General features: G+C 64.4%; 25 protein-coding genes. 12 read left to right on the plus strand and 13 right to left on the minus strand.

The window, feature by feature from the left end:
- Position 1 precedes the first annotated feature (1 nt).
- Positions 2-310: a hypothetical protein gene (locus A5686_RS19760; protein WP_067937782.1), complete on the minus strand. Its 309-nt coding sequence runs from the start codon at positions 308-310 to the stop codon at positions 2-4.
- Position 311: 1 nt separating this feature from the next.
- Positions 312-968 carry a DJ-1/PfpI family protein gene (locus A5686_RS19765; RefSeq protein ID WP_067937784.1) on the minus strand — a complete coding sequence of 219 codons (657 nt, stop codon included), beginning with the start codon at positions 966-968 and terminating at the stop codon, positions 312-314.
- A 76-nt stretch (positions 969-1,044) separates the two neighbouring features.
- On the opposite strand from A5686_RS19765, the gene A5686_RS19770 reads away from it, so the two are divergent.
- Entirely contained in the window at positions 1,045-2,001 is a 957-nt protein-coding gene (locus A5686_RS19770; protein WP_067937787.1) for a GlxA family transcriptional regulator, read from the plus strand.
- Here the strand turns inward: A5686_RS19770 and A5686_RS19775 are convergent.
- From A5686_RS19775 to fabG, 5 genes are read right to left on the minus strand one after another with little or no spacing between them, the layout of a single operon-like run.
- Positions 1,998-2,711 carry a GntR family transcriptional regulator gene (locus A5686_RS19775; RefSeq protein ID WP_067937789.1) on the minus strand — a complete coding sequence of 238 codons (714 nt, stop codon included), beginning with the start codon at positions 2,709-2,711 and terminating at the stop codon, positions 1,998-2,000. The genes A5686_RS19770 and A5686_RS19775 overlap by 4 nt on opposite strands.
- A 4-nt stretch (positions 2,712-2,715) precedes the next feature.
- Positions 2,716-3,909: an acyl-CoA dehydrogenase family protein gene (locus tag A5686_RS19780; RefSeq protein WP_067937791.1), complete on the minus strand. Its 1,194-nt coding sequence runs from the start codon at positions 3,907-3,909 to the stop codon at positions 2,716-2,718.
- Positions 3,906-5,132: a CoA transferase gene (locus tag A5686_RS19785; protein WP_067937793.1), complete on the minus strand. Its 1,227-nt coding sequence runs from the start codon at positions 5,130-5,132 to the stop codon at positions 3,906-3,908. Before A5686_RS19785 ends, A5686_RS19780 begins: the two co-directional genes overlap by 4 nt.
- Entirely contained in the window at positions 5,129-6,355 is a 1,227-nt protein-coding gene (locus A5686_RS19790; protein WP_067937795.1) for an acetyl-CoA C-acetyltransferase, read from the minus strand. The genes A5686_RS19785 and A5686_RS19790 overlap by 4 nt, the downstream gene beginning before the upstream one ends.
- On the minus strand, positions 6,352-7,086 hold the full coding sequence (fabG, locus tag A5686_RS19795; RefSeq protein WP_067937851.1) for a 3-oxoacyl-ACP reductase FabG: 735 nt from the start codon (positions 7,084-7,086) through the stop codon (positions 6,352-6,354). Before fabG ends, A5686_RS19790 begins: the two co-directional genes overlap by 4 nt.
- A gap of 127 nt (positions 7,087-7,213) precedes the next feature.
- Here fabG and A5686_RS19800 point away from each other — a divergent pair, with 127 nt between their 5' ends.
- From A5686_RS19800 to A5686_RS19810, 3 genes are read left to right on the plus strand one after another with little or no spacing between them, the layout of a single operon-like run.
- On the plus strand, positions 7,214-8,398 hold the full coding sequence (locus tag A5686_RS19800; protein WP_067937797.1) for an acyl-CoA dehydrogenase family protein: 1,185 nt from the start codon (positions 7,214-7,216) through the stop codon (positions 8,396-8,398).
- A gap of 37 nt (positions 8,399-8,435) precedes the next feature.
- Entirely contained in the window at positions 8,436-9,257 is an 822-nt protein-coding gene (locus tag A5686_RS19805; protein ID WP_067937799.1) for a mycofactocin-coupled SDR family oxidoreductase, read from the plus strand.
- A 56-nt stretch (positions 9,258-9,313) separates the two neighbouring features.
- Positions 9,314-9,742, plus strand: a complete 429-nt coding sequence (locus A5686_RS19810) for a pyridoxamine 5'-phosphate oxidase family protein (protein ID WP_067937801.1) — start codon at positions 9,314-9,316, stop codon at positions 9,740-9,742.
- 69 nt (positions 9,743-9,811) lie between these two features.
- On the opposite strand, the gene A5686_RS19815 is transcribed toward A5686_RS19810, so the two are convergent.
- The 3 genes from A5686_RS19815 to A5686_RS19825 all read right to left on the minus strand — a co-directional run bounded on the left by A5686_RS19815 (position 9,812) and on the right by A5686_RS19825 (position 15,327).
- Positions 9,812-10,891, minus strand: a complete 1,080-nt coding sequence (locus tag A5686_RS19815) for a phosphotransferase family protein (RefSeq protein ID WP_067937853.1) — start codon at positions 10,889-10,891, stop codon at positions 9,812-9,814.
- Between the two features lie 87 nt (positions 10,892-10,978).
- Positions 10,979-12,715 (minus strand): ABC transporter ATP-binding protein, encoded by a 1,737-nt coding sequence (locus A5686_RS19820; RefSeq protein WP_067937803.1) that lies wholly within the window; start codon positions 12,713-12,715, stop codon positions 10,979-10,981.
- Positions 12,712-15,327 (minus strand): ABC transporter ATP-binding protein/permease, encoded by a 2,616-nt coding sequence (locus tag A5686_RS19825; protein ID WP_067937805.1) that lies wholly within the window; start codon positions 15,325-15,327, stop codon positions 12,712-12,714. Before A5686_RS19825 ends, A5686_RS19820 begins: the two co-directional genes overlap by 4 nt.
- A gap of 271 nt (positions 15,328-15,598) precedes the next feature.
- Between A5686_RS19825 and A5686_RS19830 the strand changes: the two genes are divergently transcribed.
- Complete coding sequence (locus tag A5686_RS19830; protein ID WP_067937807.1) at positions 15,599-16,024, plus strand: thiol-disulfide oxidoreductase DCC family protein; 426 nt, start codon at positions 15,599-15,601, stop codon at positions 16,022-16,024.
- Between the two features lie 6 nt (positions 16,025-16,030).
- On the opposite strand, the gene A5686_RS19835 is transcribed toward A5686_RS19830, so the two are convergent.
- Both A5686_RS19835 and A5686_RS28220 read right to left on the minus strand, forming a co-directional pair.
- Positions 16,031-16,360, minus strand: a complete 330-nt coding sequence (locus A5686_RS19835) for a hypothetical protein (protein ID WP_067937809.1) — start codon at positions 16,358-16,360, stop codon at positions 16,031-16,033.
- 578 nt (positions 16,361-16,938) lie between these two features.
- Positions 16,939-17,067, minus strand: coding sequence for a hypothetical protein (locus tag A5686_RS28220; RefSeq protein WP_255405045.1), 129 nt, complete (start codon positions 17,065-17,067; stop codon positions 16,939-16,941).
- A 377-nt stretch (positions 17,068-17,444) separates the two neighbouring features.
- Between A5686_RS28220 and A5686_RS19840 the strand changes: the two genes are divergently transcribed.
- From A5686_RS19840 to A5686_RS19870, 6 genes are all read left to right on the plus strand, one after another.
- Complete coding sequence (locus A5686_RS19840) at positions 17,445-18,167, plus strand: ubiquinone/menaquinone biosynthesis methyltransferase (RefSeq protein WP_067937811.1); 723 nt, start codon at positions 17,445-17,447, stop codon at positions 18,165-18,167.
- Between the two features lie 284 nt (positions 18,168-18,451).
- A complete protein-coding gene (locus tag A5686_RS19845) occupies positions 18,452-19,156 on the plus strand; it encodes a methyltransferase domain-containing protein (RefSeq protein ID WP_067937813.1) in 705 nt (234 codons plus the stop codon).
- Between the two features lie 1,095 nt (positions 19,157-20,251).
- Positions 20,252-21,061, plus strand: a complete 810-nt coding sequence (locus A5686_RS19855) for an aspartyl/asparaginyl beta-hydroxylase domain-containing protein (protein WP_067937817.1) — start codon at positions 20,252-20,254, stop codon at positions 21,059-21,061.
- Positions 21,062-21,471: 410 nt separating this feature from the next.
- Positions 21,472-22,158 carry a TetR family transcriptional regulator gene (locus A5686_RS19860; protein WP_156750147.1) on the plus strand — a complete coding sequence of 229 codons (687 nt, stop codon included), beginning with the start codon at positions 21,472-21,474 and terminating at the stop codon, positions 22,156-22,158.
- Positions 22,159-22,238: 80 nt separating this feature from the next.
- Positions 22,239-22,787, plus strand: a complete 549-nt coding sequence (locus A5686_RS19865; protein WP_067937822.1) for an MmpS family transport accessory protein — start codon at positions 22,239-22,241, stop codon at positions 22,785-22,787.
- On the plus strand, positions 22,784-25,702 hold the full coding sequence (locus A5686_RS19870) for an RND family transporter (RefSeq protein WP_067937825.1): 2,919 nt from the start codon (positions 22,784-22,786) through the stop codon (positions 25,700-25,702). Before A5686_RS19865 ends, A5686_RS19870 begins: the two co-directional genes overlap by 4 nt.
- Positions 25,703-25,764: 62 nt before the next feature.
- On the opposite strand, the gene A5686_RS19875 is transcribed toward A5686_RS19870, so the two are convergent.
- The gene (locus A5686_RS19875; RefSeq protein WP_156750148.1) at positions 25,765-26,028 is read right to left on the minus strand and encodes a hypothetical protein; all 264 of its coding nucleotides are present in this window, start codon (positions 26,026-26,028) and stop codon (positions 25,765-25,767) included.
- 255 nt (positions 26,029-26,283) lie between these two features.
- Between A5686_RS19875 and A5686_RS19880 the strand changes: the two genes are divergently transcribed.
- Positions 26,284-26,748: hypothetical protein (locus A5686_RS19880; protein WP_369829729.1), on the plus strand; the 465-nt coding region annotated here is incomplete at its 3' end.

Here is a 26,748-nt window from a genome sequence, read left to right on the forward strand (position 1 = left end):
GCTACCGACGGGTCCCGGATACCGCCGAACGTGGTAACCGGCCCGCGCGCGAGTGTCCACTCAGCGCATCACCTTTGACCAGCACGTCGAACGTGAGGTGCAGGCGGATCGGCCTGGTCACCGATTGACGCCAGGTGAGCCGAGTCCCACCATCGACCGGCTCGCTCGTAAAGTCCTGCAACGCAACAGTTTCTTCTCGATACGTCGCCGTTCCGACGATCCCGTCGCAAAGCTGCGTGAATGCATACAGCACCGGCAATGAGCCGATCGGGGTTTTGATCGTCACGTCCCAGTCGCCTTCGATGCTCAACCTATACCTCCACTGGCTCCCGGCCCACGGGCCGCCACACCGTGCCCCGCCGCTCATATTCGAAGAGTTGCTCGACGGCGTGCGCGATCCGAGGACCGTAGAAGCGATCGAGCAGATGCAGGCCCAGGTCAAGTCCGGACGTCACGCCGCCGGCCGTGACCAGGTCTCCATCGTCGACGACGCGGGCCGCTACCGGATGCACACCGGCGGCCTCGAGCAACTCCAAGCCCAAATGGTGCGTCACCGCGTGGCGCCCTTCGATCAGCCCCGACATCGCGATTACCACGGAACCGCCACACACCGCGGCGACCGTCGTGTCCGGATTGGCAAATGCTCTGTGCAGCAGTGGGGTCAGCTTGGTCTGCGTCGCTCGGGCCAACAAGACCGGAATGGTCTCGACACCCTCGTCGGGGTCACCCACGGTCGGCCCGCTGGCACCGGGCACGATGACGCACCCCCTGTCGCCCGGGTCCAGAACGGCGGTGGCGGTCAGCGCGAGACCACGCGTACCGCTCATCACACGGCGTGGACCCTCAGCCGCTACCAAGGTCACCGCGAGATCTCCGGCCACCATATCGGCGCCGGCGGCGAGAACTTCGAACGGAGCGATGACGTCGAACGGATCGAACCCGTCGTACAACACGATCTGCGCATGCACCCGGCCAATGGTTACCGGTCGCCGCGCTGGGGGCCAGTGGCTAGATTGCCACTTTGCGCCGGTATATTGCCAAGCCATGCATGCGATCGCGATTCTGGCCGAGCCCGATGCCATCGCGTTCGACCTCGCCATTGCGATCGAGGTGTTCGGCCGTGTTCGGCTCGACGGCGGGGCGCCGGGCTACCGAGTTCGTGTGTGCGGCTGCGAACCCATTGTTGCGGCCGGGCCGATCGGGATCGCGACCGACTATGGCTTGGACGAACTCGCCACCGCCGACACCATCGTCGTGCCGGGCCGCAACGATGCCGCGGCGCCGGTGCGCGACGACGTCATCGCCGCGCTGAAGTCTGCCCACGAGAACGGCGTTCGAATCGCCTCCATCTGTAGCGGCGCTTTCACGATGGCCGCCGCGGGCATCCTTGACGGGAAACGCGCGACCACACACTGGTTGGCCGCGGAATTGTTCTCGGCGACCTTTCCGAAGGTCCAGCTCGATACCGATGCGCTTTACGTCGATGAAGGTCAGGTTCTCACTTCGGCAGGGGCATCCGCGGGACTAGATCTCTGTCTGCACATGGTCGCCCGCGACTACGGTTCGGCCGTAGCCGCCGACGCCGCCCGACTGGCGGTCACCCCGCTACACCGCAGCGGCGGCCAGGCGCAATTCATCATCCGCAATCGCCGCATGTCCAACACCGAACTGGATGGCTTGCTGGTCTGGATCGAGAACCACGCGCACCTGCCACTGACGCTGCGTGACATCGCGCGCCGGGCGTCCAGCAGCGAGCGGACGATCAATCGCCGGTTCAAGAGCGAGACCGGTCAGACCCCCATGCAATGGGTGAATCACGTCCGGATCAGACATGCACAGCAGCTCTTGGAGAGGACCGATGACAGCGTGGAAAACATCTCGCGGAAAGTAGGTTTCGCATCGGCGACGAATTTTCGCGAGCAGTTTCGCCGACTCGCCGGGGTATCGCCGCAGAGTTATCGACACACGTTTCGCGACCGGGGTGCCGACGGCGGCGCCTAAACCTGGTCGCTGCGATCCGGTGCAGACGTCGGACCGCCGGCATCGGCCACCACGCCGCGTGCGACGAGGTGATCGATCAGCGGTACCGCACCGGCGGCAAGGTGTTTCGACATCGCCGCGCGAGCGAGCTTGTCGTCGTGCTTCTTCAGCGCGGACAGGATCCGCCGATGGTCCTGCATCGACTGCTCGGGCCAGCCCTCGATGGCGGGAAACACCGATTCGGGCGCATAACGGGTGATCTGCGACATCAGCTGAGCGAGCTTGGGCGAATCGGCCGCGACATTGATGGCGCGATGAAATTCGTGATTCAGCCGCACGGTGCGCTCGTGTGCATCGCCGGCGTAGGCGTCCTCGAGTTGGGCCTGGATTTCCTTGAGCTCGTGCAGTTGCTCATCGGTGACGTTCAGCGCCGCCCGCGCGGCCAACTCACCGCCGACGTGCGCCTGCACATTCGCCACATCGGTGACGTCGCGCCTGGTAACCGGGAGCACCACAAAGCCACGGCGTGGCTGCTGGTTGATCAGGCCCTCGGCGCACAGCGCTAACAGCGCCTCGCGCACCGGTGTGACACTGATACCGAGCTCCGCGGCCAGTTGATCCAGCCGGACGTAGGACCCGGCGGCGTATGCTCCGTCAAAGATCCGGCCACGGATGATCCGCGCGACGTCCTCGAAAAGTTGAGGCCGCGCAGCGAATTCCGGAACGCTCATCTGTCTACACCTGATACTCGGCGAGCAGCCGCTTACTGATGATGTTTTTCTGGATCTCGCTGGTGCCCTCACCGATCAGCAGGAACGGCGCGTCGCGCATCAGCCGTTCGATTTCGTATTCCTTGGAATAGCCGTAGCCGCCGTGGATTCGGAAGCTCTGCTGCGTGACCTCGGTGCAATACTCGCTGCACAGGTATTTCGCCATCCCGGCCGCGACGTCATTGCGCTCCCCCGAATCCTTCAAACGTGCCGCGTTGACCATCATCAGGTGTGCGGCTTCGACTTTGGTCGCCATCTCGGCGAGCTGGAACGCGATGGCCTGGTGCTCGGCAATCGGCTTGCCGAAGGTCTCGCGTTGTTGCGCGTATCGCACCGCGAGCTCGAAGGCACGAATCCCGACGCCGCAGGCACGCGCCGACACGTTGACCCGGCCGACCTCGATGCCATCCATCATCTGGAAGAAGCCTTGGCCGGTGGTGCCGCCGAGCACGTCGCCGGCGCCGGCCCGGTAGCCGTCGAAAATCATCTCCGTGGTTTCGATGCCCTTATAGCCCAGCTTCTCGATCTTTCCCGGAATGCGCAGGCCTGGAACAACTTCGCCGAACCCAACCGGCTTCTCCACGAGGAACGCGGTGAGGTTGCGGTGTGGTTTGTCCGAGCCCTCGTCGGTGCGCACCAGCACCGCCACCAGAGTCGAGGTGGCACCGTTGGTCAGCCACATCTTCTGGCCGTCGATGGTGTAGGTGCCGTCGTCATTGCGCCGAGCCCGCGTGCGGATCGCGGCCACGTCGGAACCCAGCTCGGGCTCCGACATCGAGAAGGCGCCCCGAGTCTCACCGGCCGCCATGCGCGGCAGGAACCGCTGCTTCTGCTCGTCGGTGCCGTGCTGGCGCAGCATGTACGCCACGATGAAGTGGGTATTGAGCACGCCCGAAACGCTCATCCAGCCGCGTGCCAGCTCCTCGACGCATAGCGCATAGGTCAGCAGTGACTCCCCCAGTCCGCCATACTCCTGGGGAATCATCAGCCCGAACAGGCCCATCTCCCGCATCTGGTCGACGATCGCCTGCGGGTAGGTATCGGCCCGTTCCAGCTCGGCCGCGTGGGGAATGACCTCCTTCTCAACGAATTTTCTTACGGTGGCGATGATCTCGGTCTGCAGCTCGGTCAATCCGAGGGTCTGGGCGAGTTTGGTCATGTGCTGTGTTCCCTTCCCGCTGCTGCGCACGCGATGGTTTTGGCGTTCGCCAGACGCTCGACGTCGACGGCGCTCAACCCCAACCGCGCGAGGACGTCTGCCGTGTCCTGCCCCAGGGCGGGGGCGGGGGCGCTGACCGGATGTATGCCGTTGAAAGCGGCCGGCAGGCCCGGCGCGAAGTAGTCGCCGAGGCCCGGTTGCCGCAATCGCGAGAACATTGGATTGTCAGTGACTTTCGGTCCCGCGGCAACCTCGGCGAAGGTGCGGTACCGCTCGAACAGCACCGTGGTGCCGGACAGCGCGGTGGTGATCTCGTCGGCGGTGTGATCGCTGAACCAGGTGGCGAACAAACTCGACAGCACATCACGGTAGCGGTAGCGATCGCCTTCGGACCCGAAGTCGGCGCCCAGCGCCTTGGCGAGCGCCGACACCGCCCTGTCGGTGCCCGTCACCGCAAGCAGGTCGCGAAAATGCCGACCGGTCAACGTAACCACCATGAACCTGGCCCCGTCGCTACTGACGAAGTCCTGCCCGTACTGGCCGTATATCGCGTTACCCAACCGTTCGCGTTGTGTCCCATTGACTTGCGGCTCGGTGAGCAACCCCAGGTTGGCCGCGGTGGCCAGGGCGACGTCCTCCAACGCCAGGCTGATCCGCGCCCCCGCCCCGGACTGGTCGCGCCGGCGGACGGCGGCAACGACCGTCAACGCGGCGTACAGTCCGCAGCATACGTCCCAGGCCGGAAGCACGTGATTGATCGCACCGCCATGATCTGTCGGACCGGTGACGAGCGGATAGCCGAGGCCGGCGTTGACCGTGTAGTCCACGCCGGTGGAACCGTCACCGCGCCCGAGTAACTGAACGTGAATCACGTCGGGGCGTTCGGCCGCCAGAACTTCGTGGCTGAGCCAGGTCAAGCCCGCGGCGTTGGTCACAACGATGCCGTCACCCTCGATGATCAGTCGCTGGACCAGTTCATGGCCCTCCGGAGACCTCAGATCGATGGTGACCGAACGCTTTCCTTTGTTCAGGCCGGTCCAGTAGATCGAGGTACCGTCCGACGCCAGTGGCCACCGCTGCACATCGGATGCGCCACCGATGGGGTCGACCCGGATGACCTCTGCGCCAAGCTGACTCAGCGTCATGCCGCACAGTGGCGCGGCTACGAAGCTCGATACCTCGACGACGGTCAGGCCGCGCAGCGGCAACGCCGAATCGATCATCCGCAGACGACCCGCTCGAAGACGGCGGCCAGGCCCTGGCCGCCACCGATGCACATGGTCTCCAGGCCGTAGCGCGCCTCGCGGCGATGGAGCTCGCGCGCCAAGGTCGCCAGCATCCGTCCGCCCGTCGCGCCCACCGGGTGGCCCAGCGAGATCCCCGAACCGTGCACATTGGTCCGCTCGTGATCGGCGGGACCGAACTTCCATTCCCGCATCACGGCAAGCGCTTGCGCCGCAAAGGCTTCGTTGAGCTCGATCAGGTCGATGTCGGACAGCCGCAAGCCTGCCTTCGCCAGCGCTACCTCGGTCGCAGGCACCGGGCCGATGCCCATGACATTGGGAGCGACACCCGCCACGCCCCACGACACCAGACGCACCAACGGCCGAAGGCCGTACTCATCGGCCTTCTCCGGGGTGGTTACCACGCACATCGACGCCGCATCGTTCTGCCCGCTGGCATTGCCGGCCGTCACTGTCGCCTCCGGATCATCCTTCAACAGCACAGGTTTGAGCTTGCCCAGCGACTCGACCGACGTGTCGGCGCGCGGATGTTCGTCGGTGTCGATGAGTTCCTCGCCGCTGCGGGTGCGGACGGCGACCGGGATGATCTCCGCATCCAGGATGCCGTCTTTCTTGGCGGCCACGGCACGCTGGTGGGATCGCACCGCGAGTTCGTCTTGCTCCTGGCGTGAAATGCCGTACTGGCGGCGCAGATTCTCGGCCGTTTCCAGCATGCCGCCGGGTACCGGGTAATTGCGGCCGCCGGCTGTCGTGCGCCCGCGGGCCAGCCCGTCGTGCACCTGTACACCGGTGCGGGCTCCGCCCCAGCGCATGTCGGTGGAGTAGAAGGCCACGTTGCTCATGCTCTCGCAGCCCCCGGCGACGACGAGGTCATGGTCACCCGCACCTACCTGCAGGCACGCTTGGAGAACCGCCTGCAGGCCCGAGCCGCAACGACGGTCGACCTGCATGCCCGGAACCGTCACCGGCAGACCGGAATCCAGCGCCACCACGCGTCCGATTGCCGGCGCGTCGCTGTTGGGATAGCAGTGCCCGAGGATCACGTCCTGCACCGCGTCGGGCGCCAGCCCGGTTCGCTCGAGCAGCCCTTTCAGCGCGGTGACGCCGAGGTCGACGGCGCTGCACGCCTTGAACATTCCGCCGTAGCGGCCGATCGGCGTGCGAACGGGTTCGCAGATTACGGCCTGACGATTTGCGCTCATAGGTGGCGGCCGCCGGTGATTTCCAGAACGGTACCGGTCATGTATGACGACAGGTCGGAGGCCAGGAACAGCGCCACGCTGGCGACCTCGCTGGGCTCACCGGCCCGGCCCAGCGGCACCTCGGCGACCTTGGAATCCCAAACGCGCTGCGGCATGGCCTCCGTCATAGCGGAGCGGATCAAACCGGGAGCAATCGCGTTCACCCGGACACCCAGGTAGGCCAGTTCTTTGGCGGCCGCCTTGGTCATGCCGACGATGCCCGCCTTGGCCGCCGAGTAGTTGGTCTGGCCGATCATGCCGACCTTGCCGGACACCGAGGACATGTTGACGATGGCGCCTCGCTTGTTTTCGCGCATGACGGCGGCGGCCAGCCGAGTGCCGTTCCAGGTTCCCTTCAGATGCACGTTGATCACCTGATCGAATTGCTCCTCGGTCATCTTGCGCATCGTCGCGTCCCGGGTGATCCCGGCGTTGTTGACCATGATGTCCAGGCCGCCGAAGCGCTCGACCGCGGTTTGGATCAGGTTTTCCACGTCGGACGACTGGGTGACATCGCATCGAACCGCGACCGCGACGTCATCGCCACCCAACTGCTTGGCCGCCACTTGGGTTTCCTCGAGGTTGACGTCGCCAAGCACGACTCGCGCACCTTCGGCGACGAAACGCTCCGCGATGGCCAGACCCAGCCCTTGCGCTCCACCTGTGATAACCGCGGTCTGACCTGACAACATCGCCACCTGGATCACACTTCCTTCACTGTCATCGCCTCGGTCGGGCGCCCTAAAGGCAATATCATATTTGATATAGGATCCTGCTCTGAACCGGGGTGTCCCGGATCGAGAGAGGAGTGTGGAGCCCATGGCCACGGCCGAAGGCGCTGAAGTCTCCGACGAGGACTTCCGCGAGATCCTCGCTCAGACAAAGCAATTCATCCGTAGCGCAGTTGTCCCTCGCGAGCAGGAGATCCTCGAGGCCGATCGCGTCCCCGATGACCTGCGTGATGAGGCAAAGAAGATGGGCCTGTTCGGCTACGCGATTCCCCAGGAGTGGGGCGGCCTTGGGCTCAACCTCATGCAGGACGTGGAGATGGCGATGGAGTTGGGCTACACGTCACTGGCGCTGCGTTCGATGTTCGGCACCAACAACGGCATCGCCGGGCAGGTGCTGGTGGGGTTCGGCACCGACGAACAGAAGTCCCGCTGGCTGGAGTCGATCGCGTCCGGCGACGTCGTCGCGTCCTTCGCGTTGACCGAACCCGGCGCGGGGTCTAACCCGACCGGCTTGCGCACCAAAGCCGTTCGCGACGGCTCCGGAAACGACGCGGCTTGGGTGATCTCGGGACAGAAGCGCTTCATCACCAACGCACCCGTCGCGAATCTCTTTGTGGTGTTCGCACGTACCCGACCGGCCGACGACAAGGGCCCGGGAATCGCCGTCTTCCTGGTTCCCGCAGACGCCGCGGGCGTCGAGGTGGGCGCCAAGGACGCCAAGATGGGCCAGGAAGGCGCCTGGACTGCCGACGTCAATTTCACCGACGTGCGCGTCGGCTCCGATGCGCTTGTCGGCGGTAGTGAAGACCACGGATACCGGGCGGCCCTGACGTCGTTGGCCCGTGGGCGGGTGCACATCGCCGCGCTCGCGGTGGGCGCGGCGCAACGCGCGCTCGACGAATCGGTGTCGTACGCCGCCACCGCAACGCAGGGCGGGACGCCGATCGGGAGCTTCCAACTGGTGCAGGGCATGCTCGCCGACCAGCAGACCGGCGTGATGGCCGGCCGGGCGCTGGTGCGCGAAGCCGCTCGGCTATGGGTCACGGAGGAGGATCGCAGGATCGCGCCGTCAGCCGCCAAGGTCTTCTGCACCGAAATGGCCGGCAATGTCGCCGATCTCGCGGTGCAGATTCATGGCGGCACGGGTTACATGCGAGGCGTTGCCGTCGAACGCATCTACCGCGATGTGCGCCTGCTGCGGCTGTACGAGGGCACCAGTGAGATTCAGCGTTTGATCATCGGATCCAACCTCGTCAAGGCGGCACAGGGTTGAGCGTGGCCGCGCGACCGAACGGACTAGAGGAGCACCTATGAGCGGCAAGCTCGCCGGAAGAGTGGCATTCATTACCGGCGCGGCCCGCGGTCAGGGCAGGGCGCACGCCGTGCGCATGGCCCAGGAGGGCGCCGACATCATCGCGGTCGACATCGCGGGCAAGCTGCCGCCGTGCGTGCCCTACGATCCGGCGACTCCCGACGACCTGAGCGAGACCGTGCGCCTGGTCGAAGCGGCGAATCGCCGGATCATCTCTTCGGTCGTGGACACCCGCGACTTCGACGGTCTGCGAAAGGCGGTCGTCGATGGCGTCGCCGAGCTGGGCCGGCTGGACATCATCGTCGCCAACGCGGGCGTCGCGGCCCCGCAGGCATGGGACGACATCACACCGGAGAACTTCCGCGACGTCATGGACATCAACGTGACGGGCACCTGGAACACCGTGATGGCCGGCGCGGACAAGATCATCGCCGGGGGCCGCGGCGGCTCCATCATCCTCGTCAGTTCTGCCGCCGGCATGAAGATGCAGCCCTTCATGATCCACTACACCGCCAGCAAGCATGCCGTCACCGGGCTGGCGCGGGCCTTCGCCGCGGAATTGGGGAAGCATTCGATTCGGGTCAACAGTGTTCACCCGGGTCCGGTGAATACCGCGATGGGCTCCGGTGACATGGTCGACGCGGTGGGCAAGACCATGGAGACCAACCCGCAGCTGTCGCACGTCCTCACACCGTTTCTGCCGGACTGGGTCGCCGAGCCCGAGGAGATCGCCGATACCGTCTGCTGGCTGGCCAGCGACGAATCGCGCAAGGTCACGGCCGCACAAATCCCGATCGACCAGGGCTCGACACAGTACTGATCGCTTTTGGCAGGTCACCCGGGAATAGCTCCACCGTCGCGGCGTTTGCACACGGCATGAAAGCCTTCAGTGAAACCGAGCGCCAGAAGTTTCTCGCCGACAAGCATGTGGCGGTGCTATCCGTCGCCGCCACCGAAGGCCGGCCGCCGGCCAGTGTCCCGATCTGGTACGACTACACCCCCGGTGGAAATATCCGGATCATGACTGGGCCGTCGAGCCGCAAGGCCCGCCTCATCGCCCAAACGGGGGTGGTGACGCTGGTGGTTCAGCGCGAGGAGCCGCCGTATCAGTACGTGGTGGTGGAAGGCACCGTCGTCGAGACCACCAACCCGGCGCCCGCCGACGTACAGGAATCGATCGCGATCCGTTACCTCGGCGAAGAGGGCGGTCGGGCGTTCGTGCGCAGCATGGAAGGCGTCGAGGAGGTGCTGTTCACCATCCGGCCCGACCGCTGGTTGAGCGCCGACTTCACCGGCGATCTCTGACCTCACCCATGTCTAGGCGAAACTCGGGCTCACCTCACGCATGCAGTTGGCACAGGAAGCGGTCGCCGATCAGTGCTCGATTAATTCCAGCGTCCCCAGCTCGCGGATCGCCTGGCACCCACGGCTGAGCATGGTCAGCACCATGTCGTCGCCACGCTCGGTGGCCGCGGCGAATGCGAAGCCCAGCGCGGAGATCAGGGGTGCCTGCAACACCCCGAGCCGGTAATCGCGCCAACATGTTTCGCGGTCGTAGCCGGCGACACCGCCGGCCGTCAAGGCCCGGTGATAGTCGGCAACGAGCTCTTCTTCAATGTTGGCCCGCAACTGCGAGTTGAGGCTGGTTGCGGTGAAGTAGGCCAGATCTCGGGCCGGCAAGCCGACGCCGAGCGTCTGCCAGTCGACCACGCTGACCCTGGTTCGATCGGGATCGAACAGCAAGTTGTCCAGCCGATAATCGCCGTGCAACAAGGCGAACCGGTCGTAGTCGGACATCAGCCACGGTGCGATCGAACCCATTGCCGCGCTGAAGGTGTCGCGATCTTCCGAGCTCATCCGATCACCCAGCTTCTCCAGGGTGATGTCGGCGCTCATCTTCGCCACCTCACCCATACCGCCGGCACCGGCTTCATCCGGCCGGCCGAACGCGATGCCCGGAAAATCGAGCCAGACGGGATCGCACCAACTCGGCGCGTGTAGGCCCGCCAGAGCGGTAACCGCAAGCCGCGCTTCGGTTTCGCCACACCCGATGAGCTGATCGCCCTGCACCGCCGGCGCCTGGTCGGCGAGCAGCAGGGCGAAATCCGTTGCATCCTCGGTGATCTCCGAATAGAAGCATCGTGGTGTCGGCACTTGGACCCGATCCGCCACCGAGGAGTAGAAGGCGCATTCGCTGCGGTAGCCGATGACGACCCGGTCACGTACCGCGTCGTCCTGGGCGGGCAGCTTGATCACAAAGGTCTGCGGCAGGTCGCCGGGATCCGTCGCATAGCGAGCGGTGACCCGGTAGGTCGCCCCGGTTTGTCCCGTGCCGATCGCGATCACCTCCACGTCGGCGACCGCGACAGGTGTGCCGCCGCCGCTGAGCGCCGCCGACAACCACTGCGGGGTCACGTCGCCGGGGTAACGCGGTATCGACAGCACGGCACTCATGAGCAGCACGCCTCCTGTAAGCAGACAGCTCGGTCCGACCGACAAACTGTAAGGCATACCGCAAGAGTTGCGGTCGACCGCGGTGTGCTAGTCGGCCAGAATCCGCCATTCGGCGGCTTCGTGCTGCTGGCGCCAGAACTCGTCGAAACGGCCGCCCGCAGCGAGCAATTCGTCAACGGTTCCATCTTCGACGACTCGGCCGTTGTCGACGAACAGAACCCGGTCGGCGTGCCTGATGCTGGCCAGCCGATGGGCGACGATCACCTGGGTGCGCGATTGCCGGTCGGCGGTTAGGGCGTCGACCACCGCCGCCTCGTTCTCGGTGTCCAGCGCGCTGGTCGCCTCGTCTACCAGCAGTATCGGCGCGGGCTTGAGTAACGCGCGGGCGATGCTGACCCGTTGCCGCTCACCACCGGACAGTGCCGAGCCGGCCTCTCCAACGACGGTGTCGGCACCGTCGGGCAGCCTCCCGACGAGCTCGTCGACGCGGGCGAGCGCCACCGCCCGCGTCAACTGCTCTTCGCCCGCGCCGGGATCTCCGGCGAGCACGTTGTCGCGGATCGACCCGTGAAACAGGTAGGGATGCTGGAACACCACGCTGCTGGCTGCCCGCCGCGCTGCGCCGTCCAGCGTCACCGCATCCACTCCGTCGATCAGCACCCGGCCGCCGGTTGGCTCATGCAGCCCGGCGATGAGCGCCAGGATGGTGCTCTTGCCCGAACCGGAAGGCCCGACGATCGCCGTGGTGCTACCCGGCTCCAACGTGAAGCTCACCCCGTCGAGCACCGGCGAGCCGGCACCGTCGTAACGAAACACCACGTCGTCGAATTCGATGCGGGGCGCCGCTGCGCCCGCCAGCGTGGCGGCGCCGACGTTCACCAGCGGCGCGGCGAGCACCGAGCGGATGTTCTCGAGCGTCGCGCGGGTGCTTTCCAGCGCCGGAGCCAGCTCGCTGATGGTGGTGAACGGTTCGAGGTAGCGCACGATGACGACGATCAACGCAACCGCCTCGGGCACCGTGACCGTTCCATTCACGGTCAGCGCGGTGGTCGCCCCGGCGAGCAGGATCAGCGCAAGCTGACTGGCGAGGCTGAACAGCAGTTGCCCAGGAACCTGCATGGAGAGCAAGCGCATCGTGGCACCGTGCTGGGCGGCCAGTGCATTACCGACGAGGCTCCTCGCCGGCTCGACGCGGCGCGCGGCTCGCAGCGCCTGCTGGGTTCGGGCGAACTCGATGATCCGTTCGGTGAGCGCGCTGTTGGCGTCGGCTGCCGCGGCATCCGCGCGTCGCGCGATGCGGGCCGATGCCCATAGCGCGCCCAGCAGCAGCGGCAGACCACCCAGCGCGGCGGCCCCGAGCTGCCAGGAGACCGGCAACAAGACCACCGCGATGGCCGCGGGCAGCAGGATGGCGGAGATCAGCGGCGTGAGTAGGTTGACGACCAGACCGACGAGTTCCGGGCCGGTGGCCGCGATCGCCTGCCGCGCCGTCGCCGTGTGCTCGGCGGTGAACCAATCCAGCTTCACACCCGGCAGCCGATCCGCCACGTCGTGTTGGCTGTGGTCCAGCACGGCAAAGCCCAAATCGAAACCGATACGCGCCGTTGCGGTGTCGATCACCCAGCCGGTCACGGTGGCCGCAGTGAGCCACCCCAGCCAGACCAGCGCGCGCCCCGGGTCGTCACTGAACAGCGCCCCGACCAGAGGGACGAGCAACACGCTGGCCACCGCGCGCACCACCACGGAGATCAACGCCAGCACCGTGTAGGTGACGACCCGGTTGCGGCGATCCGCCGGGACCAGGCTCAACCACGTACGAATCATCGTGCCCCCTCGCCAGTCGTGCCGGCGGTCAACTGGTCGCGGCGGCCACCCTCCCATAACCGTCGGTAGCGGCCGTCGGCGCTCAGCAGCTCGTCGTGCGTGCCGCGTTCGACGATGCGGCCGTGGTCAAGCACGACGATCTGATGGGCCCGGGTGATCGTATGCAAGCGATGCGCAATCACCAGCACGGTGCGGTCCTGCGTCAACCGATTAAGCGCCTGCTGCACAAGGTATTCCGATTCCGGGTCGGCAAATGCAGTGGCCTCGTCGAGGATCAGCACCGGGGTGTCGGCCAGGATCGCACGGGCGATGGTGAGCCGTTGGCGTTCGCCGCCCGATAGCCTCTTTCCGGCGCCCAGCCTGGTGTCGTAGCCGTCCGGCAGTCGCATGATGCGGTCGTGGATTTGGGCCTCGCGCGCCGCTCGCTCGATTTCCGCCCTGGTGGCATCGGGGACGGCCAGCGCGATGTTCTCTGCGACGGTACCGTGCACCAATTGCGTTTCCTGCAACACGAATCCGACCTGGGCATACAGCTGGTCGGCGGTCATCGACCGAATATCTTGTCCCCCAACACGTATCGCGCCCTGCCCGACGTCGTGGAACCGGGCCAGCAAGGCCGCCAAGGTCGACTTGCCGGATCCGGACGGGCCGACCAGCGCGGTGACCGTGCCGGGCCGCAAGGTCAGCGAGACATCGTGGATGACCGGAACGTCGGGGCGGTAGCCGAAGCCCACGTTGTCGAACATCACTGTGGCCGCCGAACTTTGGTGGACTTGGTCGTCGTCCAGCACGGCGAGGTCGGCCTCGTCGAGCGTGTTCTGCAGGCGCCGCGCGGCGAGCATGCCGGCGCGGATGCCGCCCAGCCCGTAGGCTATGCCGAGCAGTCGTGCGCCGAATGTGGTGCCCAGCAACAAGAACGGCAATAGATCCACCGCATTCATCCGGCCCGTGACCACCAGCAATGTTCCCGTGACCGCGATGAGCCAAAGGAACGTGGAGGGACGGGTGACCAAATCCATGACTGTCTTCTTGCCGGCTAGCGGTCGCTGCCAGCTGACCAGGAAGCCGACGTAATCGTCCAGGCGGCGCCGGAAGCTGGATGCGGCGGCCCCACCGAAGACACGAATCACCGGCTGGCCTTCCAGGTATGCGCCGGCCTCGCCGCTCATCGTCTCCGCCCAGCGGTGCGACTGCGGGATGCGCGGGCCCGACTGGATCGTGAGCGACGACGTCAGGACCAGGTACACGAGGACGGGCACAAACAGCACCAACGCCACCCGCCAGTCGACAACGAACAGGTACACCAACACCGCGACCGGCGCGACGGCCGCGGCGACCGCGTCCGGGATGGCGTGGGTGACCAGGTAGTGCAGGGACAACGTGTCGTCCTGCAGCAGTTGTTTGATCGATCCCGACCCGCGCGCGGTGAACCAGCCCAGCGGTAGCCGAGACAGCTTGTGCAACAGTCGCGAACGCAAATCACGGGCGAACCGCGCGTCGACGACATGGAGCCAGAGAGTGAGGGCGGCACCGAACAACGCCCCGAGGCCCAGCAGCGACACCGCGGCGATGCCGATGTCGGTCAGTCGGGAAGCGGGCGCCCCGGAAACCAGGCGCCGAGCCAGCTCGACCAGCAACACAAAGGGTGTCAGTTGCACCAGCGTGATCAGCGTCTGCAACGCGCCCGAGACGATCAGCGCCGACCGCAGCGGCGCGAGCAATCGGCCGGCGGCCTGGGCACGCCAGTTACCGCGGGCCGCTGGCGCGGGCTTCGTGTCGGCTACCTGCTGTGCCGCCTCCAGCTGCACAGCAGTGTCTTCCGCGGACACGGTGGGCGCGACGCTGTCGGATGCCTCCGGCTCGCCACCGCGCCGGGTACCCATCGCGCGCCCCGCGCTCCAGTAGGCCTGGGCGTGAACCTCAGATTTGGGAAAGCCGAATTCGTCACGCAGCCGGGCCCGCACGTGCTTGAGCGTCGTGGCTTCTGGCGTCGCCCATGCATACCAGTTGGACCAATCCCGGCTCTCGATCGCGGCGGCGAGCGACTTCTCGTCGTGGCGGGCAACCCAGCGCAGCCGCAGCCGAGGATGCTGGGCGACCGGGATCAACGTGTCGTCGTCGTCGTGCTGTTCGAGGTACATCTCGATCGGGACGTCGTCGGGGATTACTCCGATGATCCCGTTCATCCCCGGTATGGATGCGGAGTCACCGATCAGCAGGTAACCGGCCGGCTGCTCGTCGGGTACGTCAAACCGCGACGAACCCATCAGTGCCATGACCGCGATGGTGGCTCCAGGCCGCACGGTGCGCGCCCATAGCGACGCCGGGCCGGCAGGATCGTGCAGCACGATGTCGACCGCGAAGCGTCCGCTGGCAACGTCCGCCTCCGAGATCGTGTACGCGCGCTGGAATTCCGTTTTCGATCCGTCCGGGTCCGGGAACCAGAACCGCAGCCACGCCGCCGGTTCGGCGTCGACGTCTTCGAATAGCGTCGGCGACGTCATGCGGACCCGGACGAAGTGCGGGGCGATCCGAACGGTTTCGGTGACCGTTGCGCTGTGGTCGCGCGCGCCGAAGCTGCGCAGCATCACACCGGAGAATCCGCGTGCCATTGGCGGTCCTTTCTCGCGGCGCTCGGCGGAGCGACGGCCTCGGCGATCTGGACGACCCGGCGGATTCACTGCCACGGGTCACGGATCGATGCGGCCGGCATCGACCGCGCACCCTGAACTCGACATCGGCGGGCGACCCGGCTCGCCCGCGTCCCGCCGCGGATCGCCGACCAGCCGGTCACGACGTTACCCCCACAAACTAAGGGTTGCCTTACCAAAGGTCAATCTTGGCGCCCGTGCGCTGGGCGCTCCGGCCAGTAACCTCGCAAATATGAGCGGTGAATCGGCGACGCCCGTGCTGCTGTACGACGGGGTCTGCGGGGTGTGCAATCGGTCGGTTCGGACGATCCTGCGATTCGATCCGACCGGTCCCCTGCGCTTCGCGGCGCTGGAGAGTGTCTTCGCCAAAGGAATCATCGAGCGGCACCCGGAGATCGGCAGCGTCGACTCGGTGGTGTTCGTCGATGATCCCGGCGGGCCATCGGAACGGGTGGCTGTCCGATCCGAGGCCGTGCTGCGTGTCGCGAATTATCTCGGCGGAGCGTGGCGGCTGGTTACGATCGCGCGTGTCATCCCGGCTCCGCTGCTCGACTGGCTCTACGACAGGTTCGCCGCAGTCCGCTATCGCGTCGGCGGCAAGTACGACACCTGCCCGTTGCCTTCGCCGCAGGTTCGCGCCCGCTTCGTGGAGCACTGACCGGCGTCAGTCGGTGAGCGGCGCCGACGCAAGGTCCGCTTCGGATTCCCGGCGCTTCTGCTCGGCCAGCTTGCGGTCCTCTGCCGCCGCTTGGCGGTGCTTCAACGCAGACCTGCGGTGAACCTCCGTGTGCGAGACCCCTTGTTGGATGGTTTGATCTTGGATCTTCGCGACCCGCTCGTGCTGAACTGCGGATTGTTCAAAGCTCCGCGCTGCGGACAGTCCCGCGCGAGCGGCGCGTTCGCGCGCCGCGGCGGCTTTACGTTCGGCGAGCTTGACATCTTCTGCGGTGACGGCCTTTTCGCTTCGTGGTGATGACTCGTTCCCGGTGGGCATGGCGCCTCCTTTATCCCGTGAGTTCCAGGTACCCGCCAGGAAGGATTTGACGCACAACCCCGGTCGAGGTCGTCTAGGGCGTGCTGGGGTCGCCCCAGCTCTCGCCGGGGCAGAGCCCTCTTTTGTGGATGCCGATGTTTACCTGGCGTAGCGAGTAATATCGAGCCCGCGACCTGAATTACGAACACGACCCGTCAAGAAGCGCGACACCGACACCATCGATTGCAATTGGTGCAATTCTTCGCCCACCGCTCGAGACGATAAACATGAAGCCGTTGCGCTGTCATACGCGCCGGACCATGACAATGAAAAACAATGTCATGAACCGGGGTCCATGCGATTCCGTTCGGTGCTCACCGCAGCGGTCATCGCGACATCACTGACGAAATCAGCCGCCGGGCCGGCGGATGGATGATCTCGACAATCAGCCGCGAAATCGAGCCGCTTCCCGCGACTAGCGATGACCGCTCTACTTGACTTGGCGCCGTCGCGTAAGCGATTGCACGGCAGTCAGTTTAAGCGTCAGCCGACGACTTGACCGTTTGAACAAGCGTGCTCTCCAGCATCGCGCCGGGAGGTCACCTCGTTGCGATTGTGCCTGGCGAAAGGTCGATCGTTATGCAGCCCGACGATCCCAGCATCACGCCCGTCAGCACTGTGGCTAGCGCGACGGCTTTCAGCATCTTCTTGGTGGTCTTCGTCTTCATGAATCAAGCCTTTCTCCTAGTTCAATCACCGTGGCATCGAAGTACGGCTATTTGATGTTATAGCGGTCGTTACGCGCGCGTGCAATACTCTGAAAAACTCCGCAGAAATTCTGATGTCGGCGGCTTTGGACCGTCTTGGGCCGGGTCGTCTGAACCGACCAATTTCACGCCGACACCCAAAGTAGGATTGCCGGTTTTTTCTCCAGTGCAGATAGCCACGATTCGGACGCTCGATGCCCGTTTCGGGTCGCGTGCCGGCCCCGTTGGCCTACCACCAGCCGCGGTGATTTCCGGAATTAAGGATATGGGTGAGCACGGAAGCGCTTATGCTCCCATCGACGATTCGGGGGCAACGTCGCGATCTGCGGAGGCTCCCGATGATTACACGGCGATGGAACCAGTCGGACGAAGCCAAAAGCAGGTACGTCAAGGAGCTGTTCTCTGCGCTAGCGCCGCGCTACGACGTGATGACCGATGTTTGGACGGTGGGGCTGCACCGGGTGTGGAAGCGACAGGCCATCGAGCTTTGCGCCCTTCGGCCGGGCGAACGAGTGCTGGATGTTGCCACTGGAACCGGCGACCTGGCGCTGGCGGAGGAGGCCGCAGTCGGACCGGAAGGCGTGGTGGTGGCCGTCGATTCCTGCGCGGCGATGCTTGAGGTCGCCCGGGGCCGGCAGCACGGGTCCGTCGACTTCCAGGACGGCGACGCCACGGATCTGCGGTTCCCGGATGCATGGTTTGACGTAGTCACGATCGGCTTCGGGCTGCGCAACGTTGCGGATCGCCGGCAGGCGCTACGTGAATTCCGTCGTGTTCTACGGCCGGGCGGCCGCTTGATGGTGCTCGACTTCAGCAAGCCGAACGCCAAGCCGCTCAAAGTCATTCATGACCTGCTTTACTTCGGCGTGATGCCGAGGGCGGGCTGGGCGTTTTCCTGGCATCGCGACGCCCACCGTTACACGTCCGATTCCATCCGCACCTGGCTGTCACGCGAGGAACTGAGCGAGGCCATGCTGCAAGCCGGCTTCGAGAACATTAGCTACGTCTCGCTACGCACCGGCTTCGGAACGGCCCATTTCGGTTCGCGTCCCGCAGGATAAGTCGAGCACTCGGCGACAGCCTTGGCCCGATCCCCTATCCGCTGCCGCTGCTTGCGCCCAAAGTTTTTAAACGTCAGCGCAATCCGCTGCGCCGTTGTGCACGTTCTACCACGGAAAGCCTGTGTAATTTCGTATGCGGAGCGAGCAAGACCGCTGCAGCCTAGACCCTGACGGTCGGGCAACTCCATCCCTTCCGGCTCTGCATGTTCCCGTTTTCGCACCCGCGCCGCGTCTGTGCGTCATACGCTCGCTGCGATAAGCAGAGGCAAGCTAAGGGGCAGCCGATGCGCCTCTCAGCGCGCAGCACGCAACCGGAAACATTGGACGACGAGAGCACCGACCTGGCCACCTATCAGCGATGCCTCGATGAGCTCGCCGTCGTCAATCGCGTGACCTTCACCCACTACCCGACGCTTCGCTGGCTGGCGCGGGCCACAAGAGCACGTCACGCCGGCAGCACGGTCACCATTTTGGACGTGGCCTGCGGGCACGGTGATCTGTTGCGCGCTATCGCCACATGGGCGCACCGGCGCGGGCTGAAGGTCCAACTCTCGGGCATCGACGTCAACCCGCGCAGCACAGCCATCGCACGGGAAGCGACCCCTCGGTGGATGAATATCGATTACCGGACGGCGGATGTATTCCGGTACCCGCTCGCGCAGCGGCCTGACTTCATTGTCAGTTCAGACTTCACCCATCACCTCAGCGACGAGGATGTCGTCAAGTTCTTGACCTGGCTTAACGAAAATTCCAGGCGCGGTTGGCACATCGTCGACCTGCAGCGCCACGCGCTGCCCTACTACAGTTTCCCGGCTCTGGCACGGCTGATGGGCTGGCATCGCATCCTGCGGGAGGACGGGGTCATCTCCATCGCGCGGGGCTTCCGCCGCAGCGATTGGCGAGAGTACCTGGCCCAGGCCGGGGTGCAAGCCGACATCTCCTGGCACCTGTTCAGGTTGTGCGTAGGTCAGGCCGACGGCCTGAGGTAACACGCTCCCCGGAGTAAGTTTTGTCTGTGCGTTCGTCCCAATCGTCAGCAACGTCATGACAGAGTTTTGGACCGGTCATCCCAGTGTCATAGCCTGCATCTTCTCGATGGTTGTGGCCTTCGCAGTCTTCGCTGTTATTGCTGGTGTGGCTCTATTGATGATGATGGCGCTGCTCAAGATTTGCACGGTAGCCCCGTGTCTGACACCAGAGCCTGGGCAGACCCCCGTGAACGGTGAGCCAAGTGAGCGTGAGGTCCTGTAGCGGTTCATGGCAGGAGCGGTCGAGAACATGACAGTTCTTGCCGGTGACCGTGCGAGTACCCGCACCGGGATGGCGGATCGGCTGCTGGATGAACATTTCAGTTCATTACCGATCGATGCGGCGTGTCGATGGCCGGGAATGAGGGTAACCGAGGAGCATCAGGTACGCGCCACTAGGAGGTGCGGATGGTCACCACCAATGTTTGTCCGGATGTGTGCCCCGTGTGCGGCTATCTCACGCTCGAACCTGACCCCTGCTATTTCTGTGGTCCCGTAGTAGCCGAGAATCTGCCCCGATTTGCCGACTCGGTGGCGACCTCGACGGATACACCTTTCGCCGCGGCCAGCTGACTTTAAGCACCGCTCCACGAGCATCCGGCCCGTTCAGGCAGATGAGACGGGTGAGCACCGTACGGCTCGTCGCAGCATGAGCCATCCGGTTCACCGGATCGAAAAGTCCGTCTACCGTGCGGCCGGTTGCGTTGGACTCTGCACCCCCGGCCAGTCGCGGTCCGCAGGCCGCGCGCATGGTCGGCCTAACGGGTGCGACACCGAGACCATCGACCTTGAGCTGCGACCGTTGGTGGCGATGCACAGTGCTGCTCGAAAGTTGGCACGCTGTTGCCTTCGTCAGACGCGGCGGGCGGGTTTTCTCCGCTATCCGCCGTTATGAAAATGGCATGAACTTGTCGGCTCAAGCTTGACACATCTCCTGATGTAATTAAGCCCCACTGGCTTTTACGTTTCCATTGACGAATCGCGCAACCTCATGAACGCAAATGCCAACACACGGAGAGGTTCCGGAGCCATGTTGTTTCGTTATGGGCCGCACCAATGACTGGCACGAACGTCGCGAACACAGCCACATTCGACGAGCAACAGAAATTCCTGCTGCGAACACTCACCGCGCTAGACCGAAAGCTTTGCGCCTACTTTGGGCGAGCCTCGTTGGTCGGCGATCGCGAGTTCTTCGATGAGCAGGACTTTCCCTGGGTGAAGGCTATCGAGGCTGACTGGCGCAAGATTCGCGCCGAGCTGGACACGCTTTTGCCCTATCTGTCGCACATGCCGAACTTTCAGGACATCCAGAAAGGTGTAGCTGAGAGCCTCACCCAGGGCGACGACTGGAAGACATTTTTCTTCTACGCATATGGTGTTAAGTCGGTGGGGAACTGCCGTCGTTGCCCGGAAACAAGCAAAGTACTCCGGCAGATACCGGGCATGAAGACTGCGTTCTTCTCCATCCTTGCCCCCGGCAAGCACATTCCCCCCCATCGAGGTCTATATAAGGGGGTGCTGCGTCTTCATCTTGGCCTCGTCATTCCCGAACCAACGGACATGTGTGCCATCCGAGTGGGATCGCAGACCCGTCATTGGCAAGAAGGCAGAGTAATGATCTTCGACGACGTATTCGAGCATGAGGCTTGGAACCGGACGGACGGAGTACGAGTAGTTCTTTTCGTCGACATCATGCGGCCGATGGGCTTTCTGGCGAATATGCTCAATTCGGTGATCACTCGAGGAATCGCTTTGTCACCCTTGGTGCTCGGGGCCCTCAATAACCATCGTCGTTGGGAGAAGCGTTTCGAGGCGATCACCAATCAGGGTGACAGGCAGTCCGCGGATCTAGTCCGGAGTCTATAGCACGACCCTGTCCGCGCCATCCAGCAATCCTCTCTCATAGCCGCCCGAGGTGGCACAATTCCGAGCCGCGCCAGACACCGATGCCCAAGCGTTTCGTCATGGCCGAAGCGTCGTTTAGCTGAGGGTGTCTGAGTTCAGACATAGCTGACAGATGAGTTGCGTCATGGGTCACACGTGCGGGGATCGTTGATGAGTCGGGTCATAGGTGACGGTCGCGGTTCATGTCCACAGCGCGGGTCGCTGTTTTTCATGTCCCCTCTGGCCGCTTTGGCTTCGGGCACAGCGCGCTCGCGCAGGTTGGCGACGCGTCTGGGGATCTCGCGCCAAATCGCAATCAGAAGTCGGACGATTTCGCAATGATCGGGCGTCCCGAGGTGCAAACAACTTGTGCGTTATGCAAATCACACAATGTGCGTTACGCTCGGCCGGTGGCGCAACTGACATTTCAGCGCGCTCGCACTGAGGAAGAGAAACGCCAACGTGCGGAGGCCTTGGTGGAGGCCGCACGTTCGCTGGCGATGGAGACGGGCGTCGCGTCGGTCACCCTGACCGCGGTCGCCAGCCGCGCCGGGATTCACTACTCGGCGGTGCGTCGCTATTTCACCTCATACAAGGAAGTTCTGCTGCGTCTGTCCGCCGAGGGTTGGGTGCGGTGGTCCAACACGGTGTCGCAGAAGCTGGCCGAGCCCGGCGTGAAGTCGCCCTCGCGCATCGCCGAGACATTGGCCGAAGCGCTGGCCGAGGACCCGTTGTTTTGTGACCTGCTGGCCAACCTGCACCTGCACTTGGAGCACGAGGTGGACGCGGAGCGGGTCATCGAGGTCAGGCGGATCAGCACCGCGGCCACACTGTCGCTGGCCGATTCGATCGGATGCGCGCTGCCCGAACTTGGACGATCGGGCTCGCTCGACATCCTGCTGGCCGCGTACTCGCTGGCCGCGACGCTGTGGCAGGTCGCGAACCCGCCGAAGCACCTGACCGACGTCTACGCCGAGGAGCCCGAAGTGGTTCCGCCCGAGTGGAATCTGGACTTCGCGTCCGCCCTCACCCGGCTGCTGACAGCCACCTGCGTCGGGCTGATCGCGGAATCCTCATGAACTCAGAAAGGAGCCGGAGCCCTGTGGCTTGGCGAACTGCAGCCGGTGAAGACACCCGTGGTGAAGGACTTGAAGAGCCCATGACGACGACTGAGCCAAGGACCGAGCCGCTGAAGACGCAGAACTCCGCCGGCAGCGAGGGCGACACGGCCGCCCCGCAGCGCGCTGGGAAAAAAAGTTTTCTGGGGCGTTTCTGGCTGGTGCTCACGATCGCAGCTGTCGTCGCGCTCTCAGGGTTCGTGGTGTACCGGTTGCACGGCGTCTTTGGCGTTCACCGCGGTTCGTTCGGTGGCGGCACCTCGGGCGAGGTACTCGACGAGTTCAACGCCAAGACGATCACCCTCGAGGTCTGGGGCCCACCGGGCAGCACGGCAACCATCAACTACCTCGACGAGAACTCCCATCCGCAGCAGGCCCTCAACGTGCCCTTGCCCTGGAGCAAAGTATTGAGTTCAACGAAGCCCGGCATCCCGGCGAACCTGGTGGCGCAAGGAGACGGCAGCTGGATAGCCTGCCAGTTCGTGGTGAACAAGCACGACGGGAGCGGTGACGTCATCAAGACTCCGAACCGCTCAGATCCCAACCAAACCGTGAACGCCTTCGTCTATTGCCTGGACAAGTCCGCATGAGCGAGCCGCCGCGCGTCGATCAGCCGCTGATCCCGCCGTTCCTGCCGCGGATGATCCACCGGCTGGCGCTGCCGATCGTGCTGGTGTGGCTGGGCATCGTCTTTATCACCAACACCGTGGCCCCGCAGCTGGAGGCCGTCGCCAAGACCCACTCGGTGTCGATGAGTCCGACGGACGCGGCATCCTTCCAGTCGATGATGCGCGTCGGATCGACGTTCAAAGAGTTTGATTCCGACAACTCGGCCATGATCTTGCTGGAGGGCGATAAGCCACTCGGCGCCGACGCGCACCGCTATTACGACGAGATCGTCAGGCGGCTCGAGCAAGACAAGGAACACGTTGAGCACGTCCAGGATTTCTGGAGTGATCCGCTGACCGCGGCGGGTTCCCAGAGCCACGATCAAAAGGCCGCATACGTCCAGGTTTACCTCGCCGGCAACATGGGCAGCGGGCAGGCGAACGACTCTGCCGACGCCGTCCGCAAGATCGTCAACTCGGTGCCCGCCCCGCCGGGGATCAAGGCATACGTCACCGGCGCGGGTCCGCTGTTCGCCGACCAGTCCCACGCGGGCGCCAAGGGCGTCGCAATAGTCACCATGGTCACGATCCTGGTGATTATTGTCATGCTGCTGTTCGTCTATCGCTCGCTCGTCACCGTCCTGGGCGTGATGTTCATGGTCTTCGTCGAATTGTTGGCAGCCCGAGGCGTCGTTGCCTTGCTGGCCAACTACGACATCATCGGACTCTCCACGTTCGCCAACAATTTATTGGTGTTGATGGCGATCGCCGCCGGCACGGACTACGCGATCTTCGTGGTCGGCCGCTACCACGAAGCACGCGGTCTGGGTGAGACCCGCGAACAAGCGTTCTACACCATGTTCCACAGCACCGCGCATGTCGTGCTGGGATCGGGCCTGACCATCGCCGGCGCGATGTACTGCCTGAGCTTCTGCCGGCTGCCCTACTTCCAGTCATTGGGCGCACCGTGCGCCATCGGCATGCTGGTCGCGGTGCTGGCCGCTTTGACACTGGGTCCGGCGGTCCTGACGGTGGCCTCGTTCTTCAAGCTCATGGATCCGAAGCGCAAGCTGCAGACCCGGGGCTGGCGTCGCATCGGCACCGCCATCGTCCGCTGGCCCGCACCGGTTCTCGCGGTAACCATCGCGGTCGCATTGGTTGGTCTGCTCGCCCTGCCCGGTTACAAGACGGACTACGACAACCGCCACTTCCTGCCGGCGGAGACCCCGGCCAATGTCGGCTACGCCGCGGCCGACCGGCACTTCGACCAGGCTCGGCTCAATCCTGAACTGTTGATGATCGAGACCGATCACGACTTGCGTAACCCGGCCGACTTCATTGTCCTGGACAAGGTCGCCAAGGCGGTCTTCCACATCCCCGGTATCGGCCGGGTGCAGACCATCACCCGGCCATTGGGCACGCCACTCGACCACAGCACCCTCGGTTTCCAGATGGGCGCGCAAGCTGCGGGTCGGATCCAGACCCAGCACTACCAAGAGGAGCAGGCGGCAAACCTGCTCAAGCAGGCCGACGAGCTGCGCAAGACGATGGCAACGCTGCATGAGCAGATGCAGGTGACCCAGGACCTCAGCAACACCACGCACGAAACCACCAGGCTCACCAGAGAAACCGTGCAGATCACTGAGGCGTTGCGCGACGACATCGCCAACTTCGACGATTTCTTCCGGCCGATCCGCAGCTACTTCTACTGGGAGAAGCACTGCTACGACATTCCGTCTTGCTGGGCACTTCGGTCGATCTTCAACGCGCTCGACGGCATCGATCAAGTGGCCCAGAACATCGTGAACCTCAGCGCGAACCTCGACAAGCTGGATCGGATCCAGCCCAAACTGGTGGCGCTGATACCGCCGCAGATCGAGAGCCAGCAGCGCAACCTCGACACCATCATGTCGAACTATGCGATCACACAGGGCCTTAACGACCAGGCGAAAGCGCAGTCCGATAACGCCACCGCCCAGGGCGATGCCTTCGACAAAGCGAAGAACGACGACACGTTCTACCTTCCGCCGGAGGCCTTCAAGAGCCCGGATTTCGCGCGGGGTCTCAAACAGTTCATCTCGCCGAACGGGCACGCCGTCCGGCTGATCATCTCCCATGAAGGCGATCCGGCGACTCCTGAAGGCATCAACCACATCGCACCGATCAAGCAGGCCGTACACGAGGCGATCAAGGGCACGCCCTGGGAGGGCGCCAAGGTCTACCTCGGCGGCACCGCCGCGACGTACAAGGACATGCACGACGGCTCCAACATCGACCTGATGATCGCCGGAATCGCCGCAGCCACTTTGATTTTCGTCATCATGCTGGTGATCACCCGAAGCGTCGTGGCGGCCTTCGTGATCGTCGGTACGGTGTTGCTGTCGCTGGGCGCCTCGTTCGGACTCTCCGTGCTCGTATGGCAGTACATCCTGGGCATGAAGCTGCACTGGATGGTGCTGGCGATGGCGATCATCCTGCTGCTGGCGGTCGGCTCGGACTACAACCTGCTGCTGATATCGCGGTTCAAGGAGGAAATCCACGCCGGGCTCAAGACAGGGACGATCCGCGCGATGGCCGGTTCGGGCTCGGTGGTTACCTCCGCCGGACTGGTGTTCGCCGCCACCATGGCCACGTTCATGTTCAGCCCGCTGCTGGTGATGGCCCAGGTGGGTACGACGATCGCGCTGGGTTTGTTGTTCGACACCTTGATCGTGCGGTCGTTCATGACACCTTCGCTGGCCACCTTGCTAGGGCGCTGGTTCTGGTGGCCGCAGCACGTGCGCCCACGGCCGGCCAGCACCATGCTGCGGCCGTACGGACCGCGTCGCGCCGTGCGCGAGCTGATCCTCAAGGACGTCGACGAGCACCCAGCGGGCGGAGTGGTACAACCGCGCTGACCTGACTAGGCGTGGGTCTTTGAGATCCCTGCTGGCGTGAACTGTGAATGCGCGTCCGTCCACTAGTGTTTCGCTGTTTGGACCCGTTCTAGATGGCCCGTCGCGTTGAAGAATGTCGGCCGGTCGGCTGGACGGCACTCGCGATGCCGTCTAACGGCGTCCTCTAGCTCGGCGATCCGCAAGCGATGGACCTCCGCCTCGGCGCCCTGCGATTCACCACACCGCTGGCGCTCGTTATTGATGTTGTCAGTAAGCCGCCTGCCCGCCTCTCGGTGAGTCAGCAGGTCGTAGTCGTCTTCAGGCGCGGTCAGGCCGTCATCAACCATGAGCTCAGTGAAGTTAACTTCCTGATGCATGTCAACGGCGAGTCGTGATCGAGTTCTAGTGTGCCTTCTCTGCCGGGCCTATGTACTGTCCGGACTCCGTCGGGCGACCGGAGCGCTGTGATATTTTAGACCGACCAGACGGTCGAATGCGTAGGACACCCCGCCTCAATGCGGCGCACTCGGTAACGCGGGGACATGTAATGCGATGGGGTCGCCTCGAATAAGACGGCCGGATCGGACCGAACCGAGGACGGCGTGACTGAAAGGACCCTGAGCATGAAGTTCATCGACGGCTGGTCGAACATGCCGATGCTCACCAAAGACGAGCTGGTCAACGAGTTCGCTGACGAGGTACTGAACAGCAACGTCAACAAATGGTTCAAGACCGGTGGCGGATCCCGCGGGCCGGGCACCAGCGCCGAGGAACTTGTGGCGATGATGGACGCGACCGGGGTGGAGAAGACGATCATTTCGGCGCTGCACAGCTGGTCGCACCCCGACACCCGTCCGCGTGGCGTGTTCCAGGCGACCGCCGGGCAGCCTGACGACATATTCGATGCGTTCCTGGAGCAGATGGCGACGGCGACCACCAACCACAAGGGTCGCCTGTACGGCAGCGCCCTGATCGATCCGATGGGCGGGCTGCGGGCCTACCGGCAGCTCGACCGGGCCGTCAAGGACTACGGGTGTGTCGCGATCCGTGTCATGGCCGCGATGTTC

It is taken from the genome of Mycobacterium sp. E2479, assembly GCF_001667925.1.
Taxonomy (GTDB): domain Bacteria; phylum Actinomycetota; class Actinomycetes; order Mycobacteriales; family Mycobacteriaceae; genus Mycobacterium.

Excerpts from the sequence above, each read along its gene's own strand:
- A5686_RS19770 (WP_067937787.1), top strand. The coding sequence starts at position 1,045 with ATGCATGCGATCGCGATTCTGGCCGAGCCCGATGCCATCGCGTTCGAC.
- A5686_RS19775 (WP_067937789.1), bottom strand. The coding sequence starts at position 2,711 with ATGAGCGTTCCGGAATTCGCTGCGCGGCCTCAACTTTTCGAGGACGTC.
- A5686_RS19780 (WP_067937791.1), bottom strand. The coding sequence starts at position 3,909 with ATGACCAAACTCGCCCAGACCCTCGGATTGACCGAGCTGCAGACCGAG.
- A5686_RS19785 (WP_067937793.1), bottom strand. The coding sequence starts at position 5,132 with ATGATCGATTCGGCGTTGCCGCTGCGCGGCCTGACCGTCGTCGAGGTA.
- A5686_RS19790 (WP_067937795.1), bottom strand. The coding sequence starts at position 6,355 with ATGAGCGCAAATCGTCAGGCCGTAATCTGCGAACCCGTTCGCACGCCG.
- fabG (WP_067937851.1), bottom strand. The coding sequence starts at position 7,086 with ATGTTGTCAGGTCAGACCGCGGTTATCACAGGTGGAGCGCAAGGGCTG.
- A5686_RS19800 (WP_067937797.1), top strand. The coding sequence starts at position 7,214 with ATGGCCACGGCCGAAGGCGCTGAAGTCTCCGACGAGGACTTCCGCGAG.
- A5686_RS19805 (WP_067937799.1), top strand. The coding sequence starts at position 8,436 with ATGAGCGGCAAGCTCGCCGGAAGAGTGGCATTCATTACCGGCGCGGCC.
- A5686_RS19810 (WP_067937801.1), top strand. The coding sequence starts at position 9,314 with ATGAAAGCCTTCAGTGAAACCGAGCGCCAGAAGTTTCTCGCCGACAAG.
- A5686_RS19815 (WP_067937853.1), bottom strand. The coding sequence starts at position 10,891 with ATGAGTGCCGTGCTGTCGATACCGCGTTACCCCGGCGACGTGACCCCG.
- A5686_RS19820 (WP_067937803.1), bottom strand. The coding sequence starts at position 12,715 with ATGATTCGTACGTGGTTGAGCCTGGTCCCGGCGGATCGCCGCAACCGG.
- A5686_RS19825 (WP_067937805.1), bottom strand. The coding sequence starts at position 15,327 with ATGGCACGCGGATTCTCCGGTGTGATGCTGCGCAGCTTCGGCGCGCGC.
- A5686_RS19830 (WP_067937807.1), top strand. The coding sequence starts at position 15,599 with ATGAGCGGTGAATCGGCGACGCCCGTGCTGCTGTACGACGGGGTCTGC.
- A5686_RS19835 (WP_067937809.1), bottom strand. The coding sequence starts at position 16,360 with ATGCCCACCGGGAACGAGTCATCACCACGAAGCGAAAAGGCCGTCACC.
- A5686_RS28220 (WP_255405045.1), bottom strand. The coding sequence starts at position 17,067 with ATGAAGACGAAGACCACCAAGAAGATGCTGAAAGCCGTCGCGCTAGCC.
- A5686_RS19840 (WP_067937811.1), top strand. The coding sequence starts at position 17,445 with ATGATTACACGGCGATGGAACCAGTCGGACGAAGCCAAAAGCAGGTAC.
- A5686_RS19845 (WP_067937813.1), top strand. The coding sequence starts at position 18,452 with ATGCGCCTCTCAGCGCGCAGCACGCAACCGGAAACATTGGACGACGAG.
- A5686_RS19855 (WP_067937817.1), top strand. The coding sequence starts at position 20,252 with ATGACTGGCACGAACGTCGCGAACACAGCCACATTCGACGAGCAACAG.
- A5686_RS19865 (WP_067937822.1), top strand. The coding sequence starts at position 22,239 with ATGACGACGACTGAGCCAAGGACCGAGCCGCTGAAGACGCAGAACTCC.
- A5686_RS19870 (WP_067937825.1), top strand. The coding sequence starts at position 22,784 with ATGAGCGAGCCGCCGCGCGTCGATCAGCCGCTGATCCCGCCGTTCCTG.
- A5686_RS19875 (WP_156750148.1), bottom strand. The coding sequence starts at position 26,028 with ATGGTTGATGACGGCCTGACCGCGCCTGAAGACGACTACGACCTGCTG.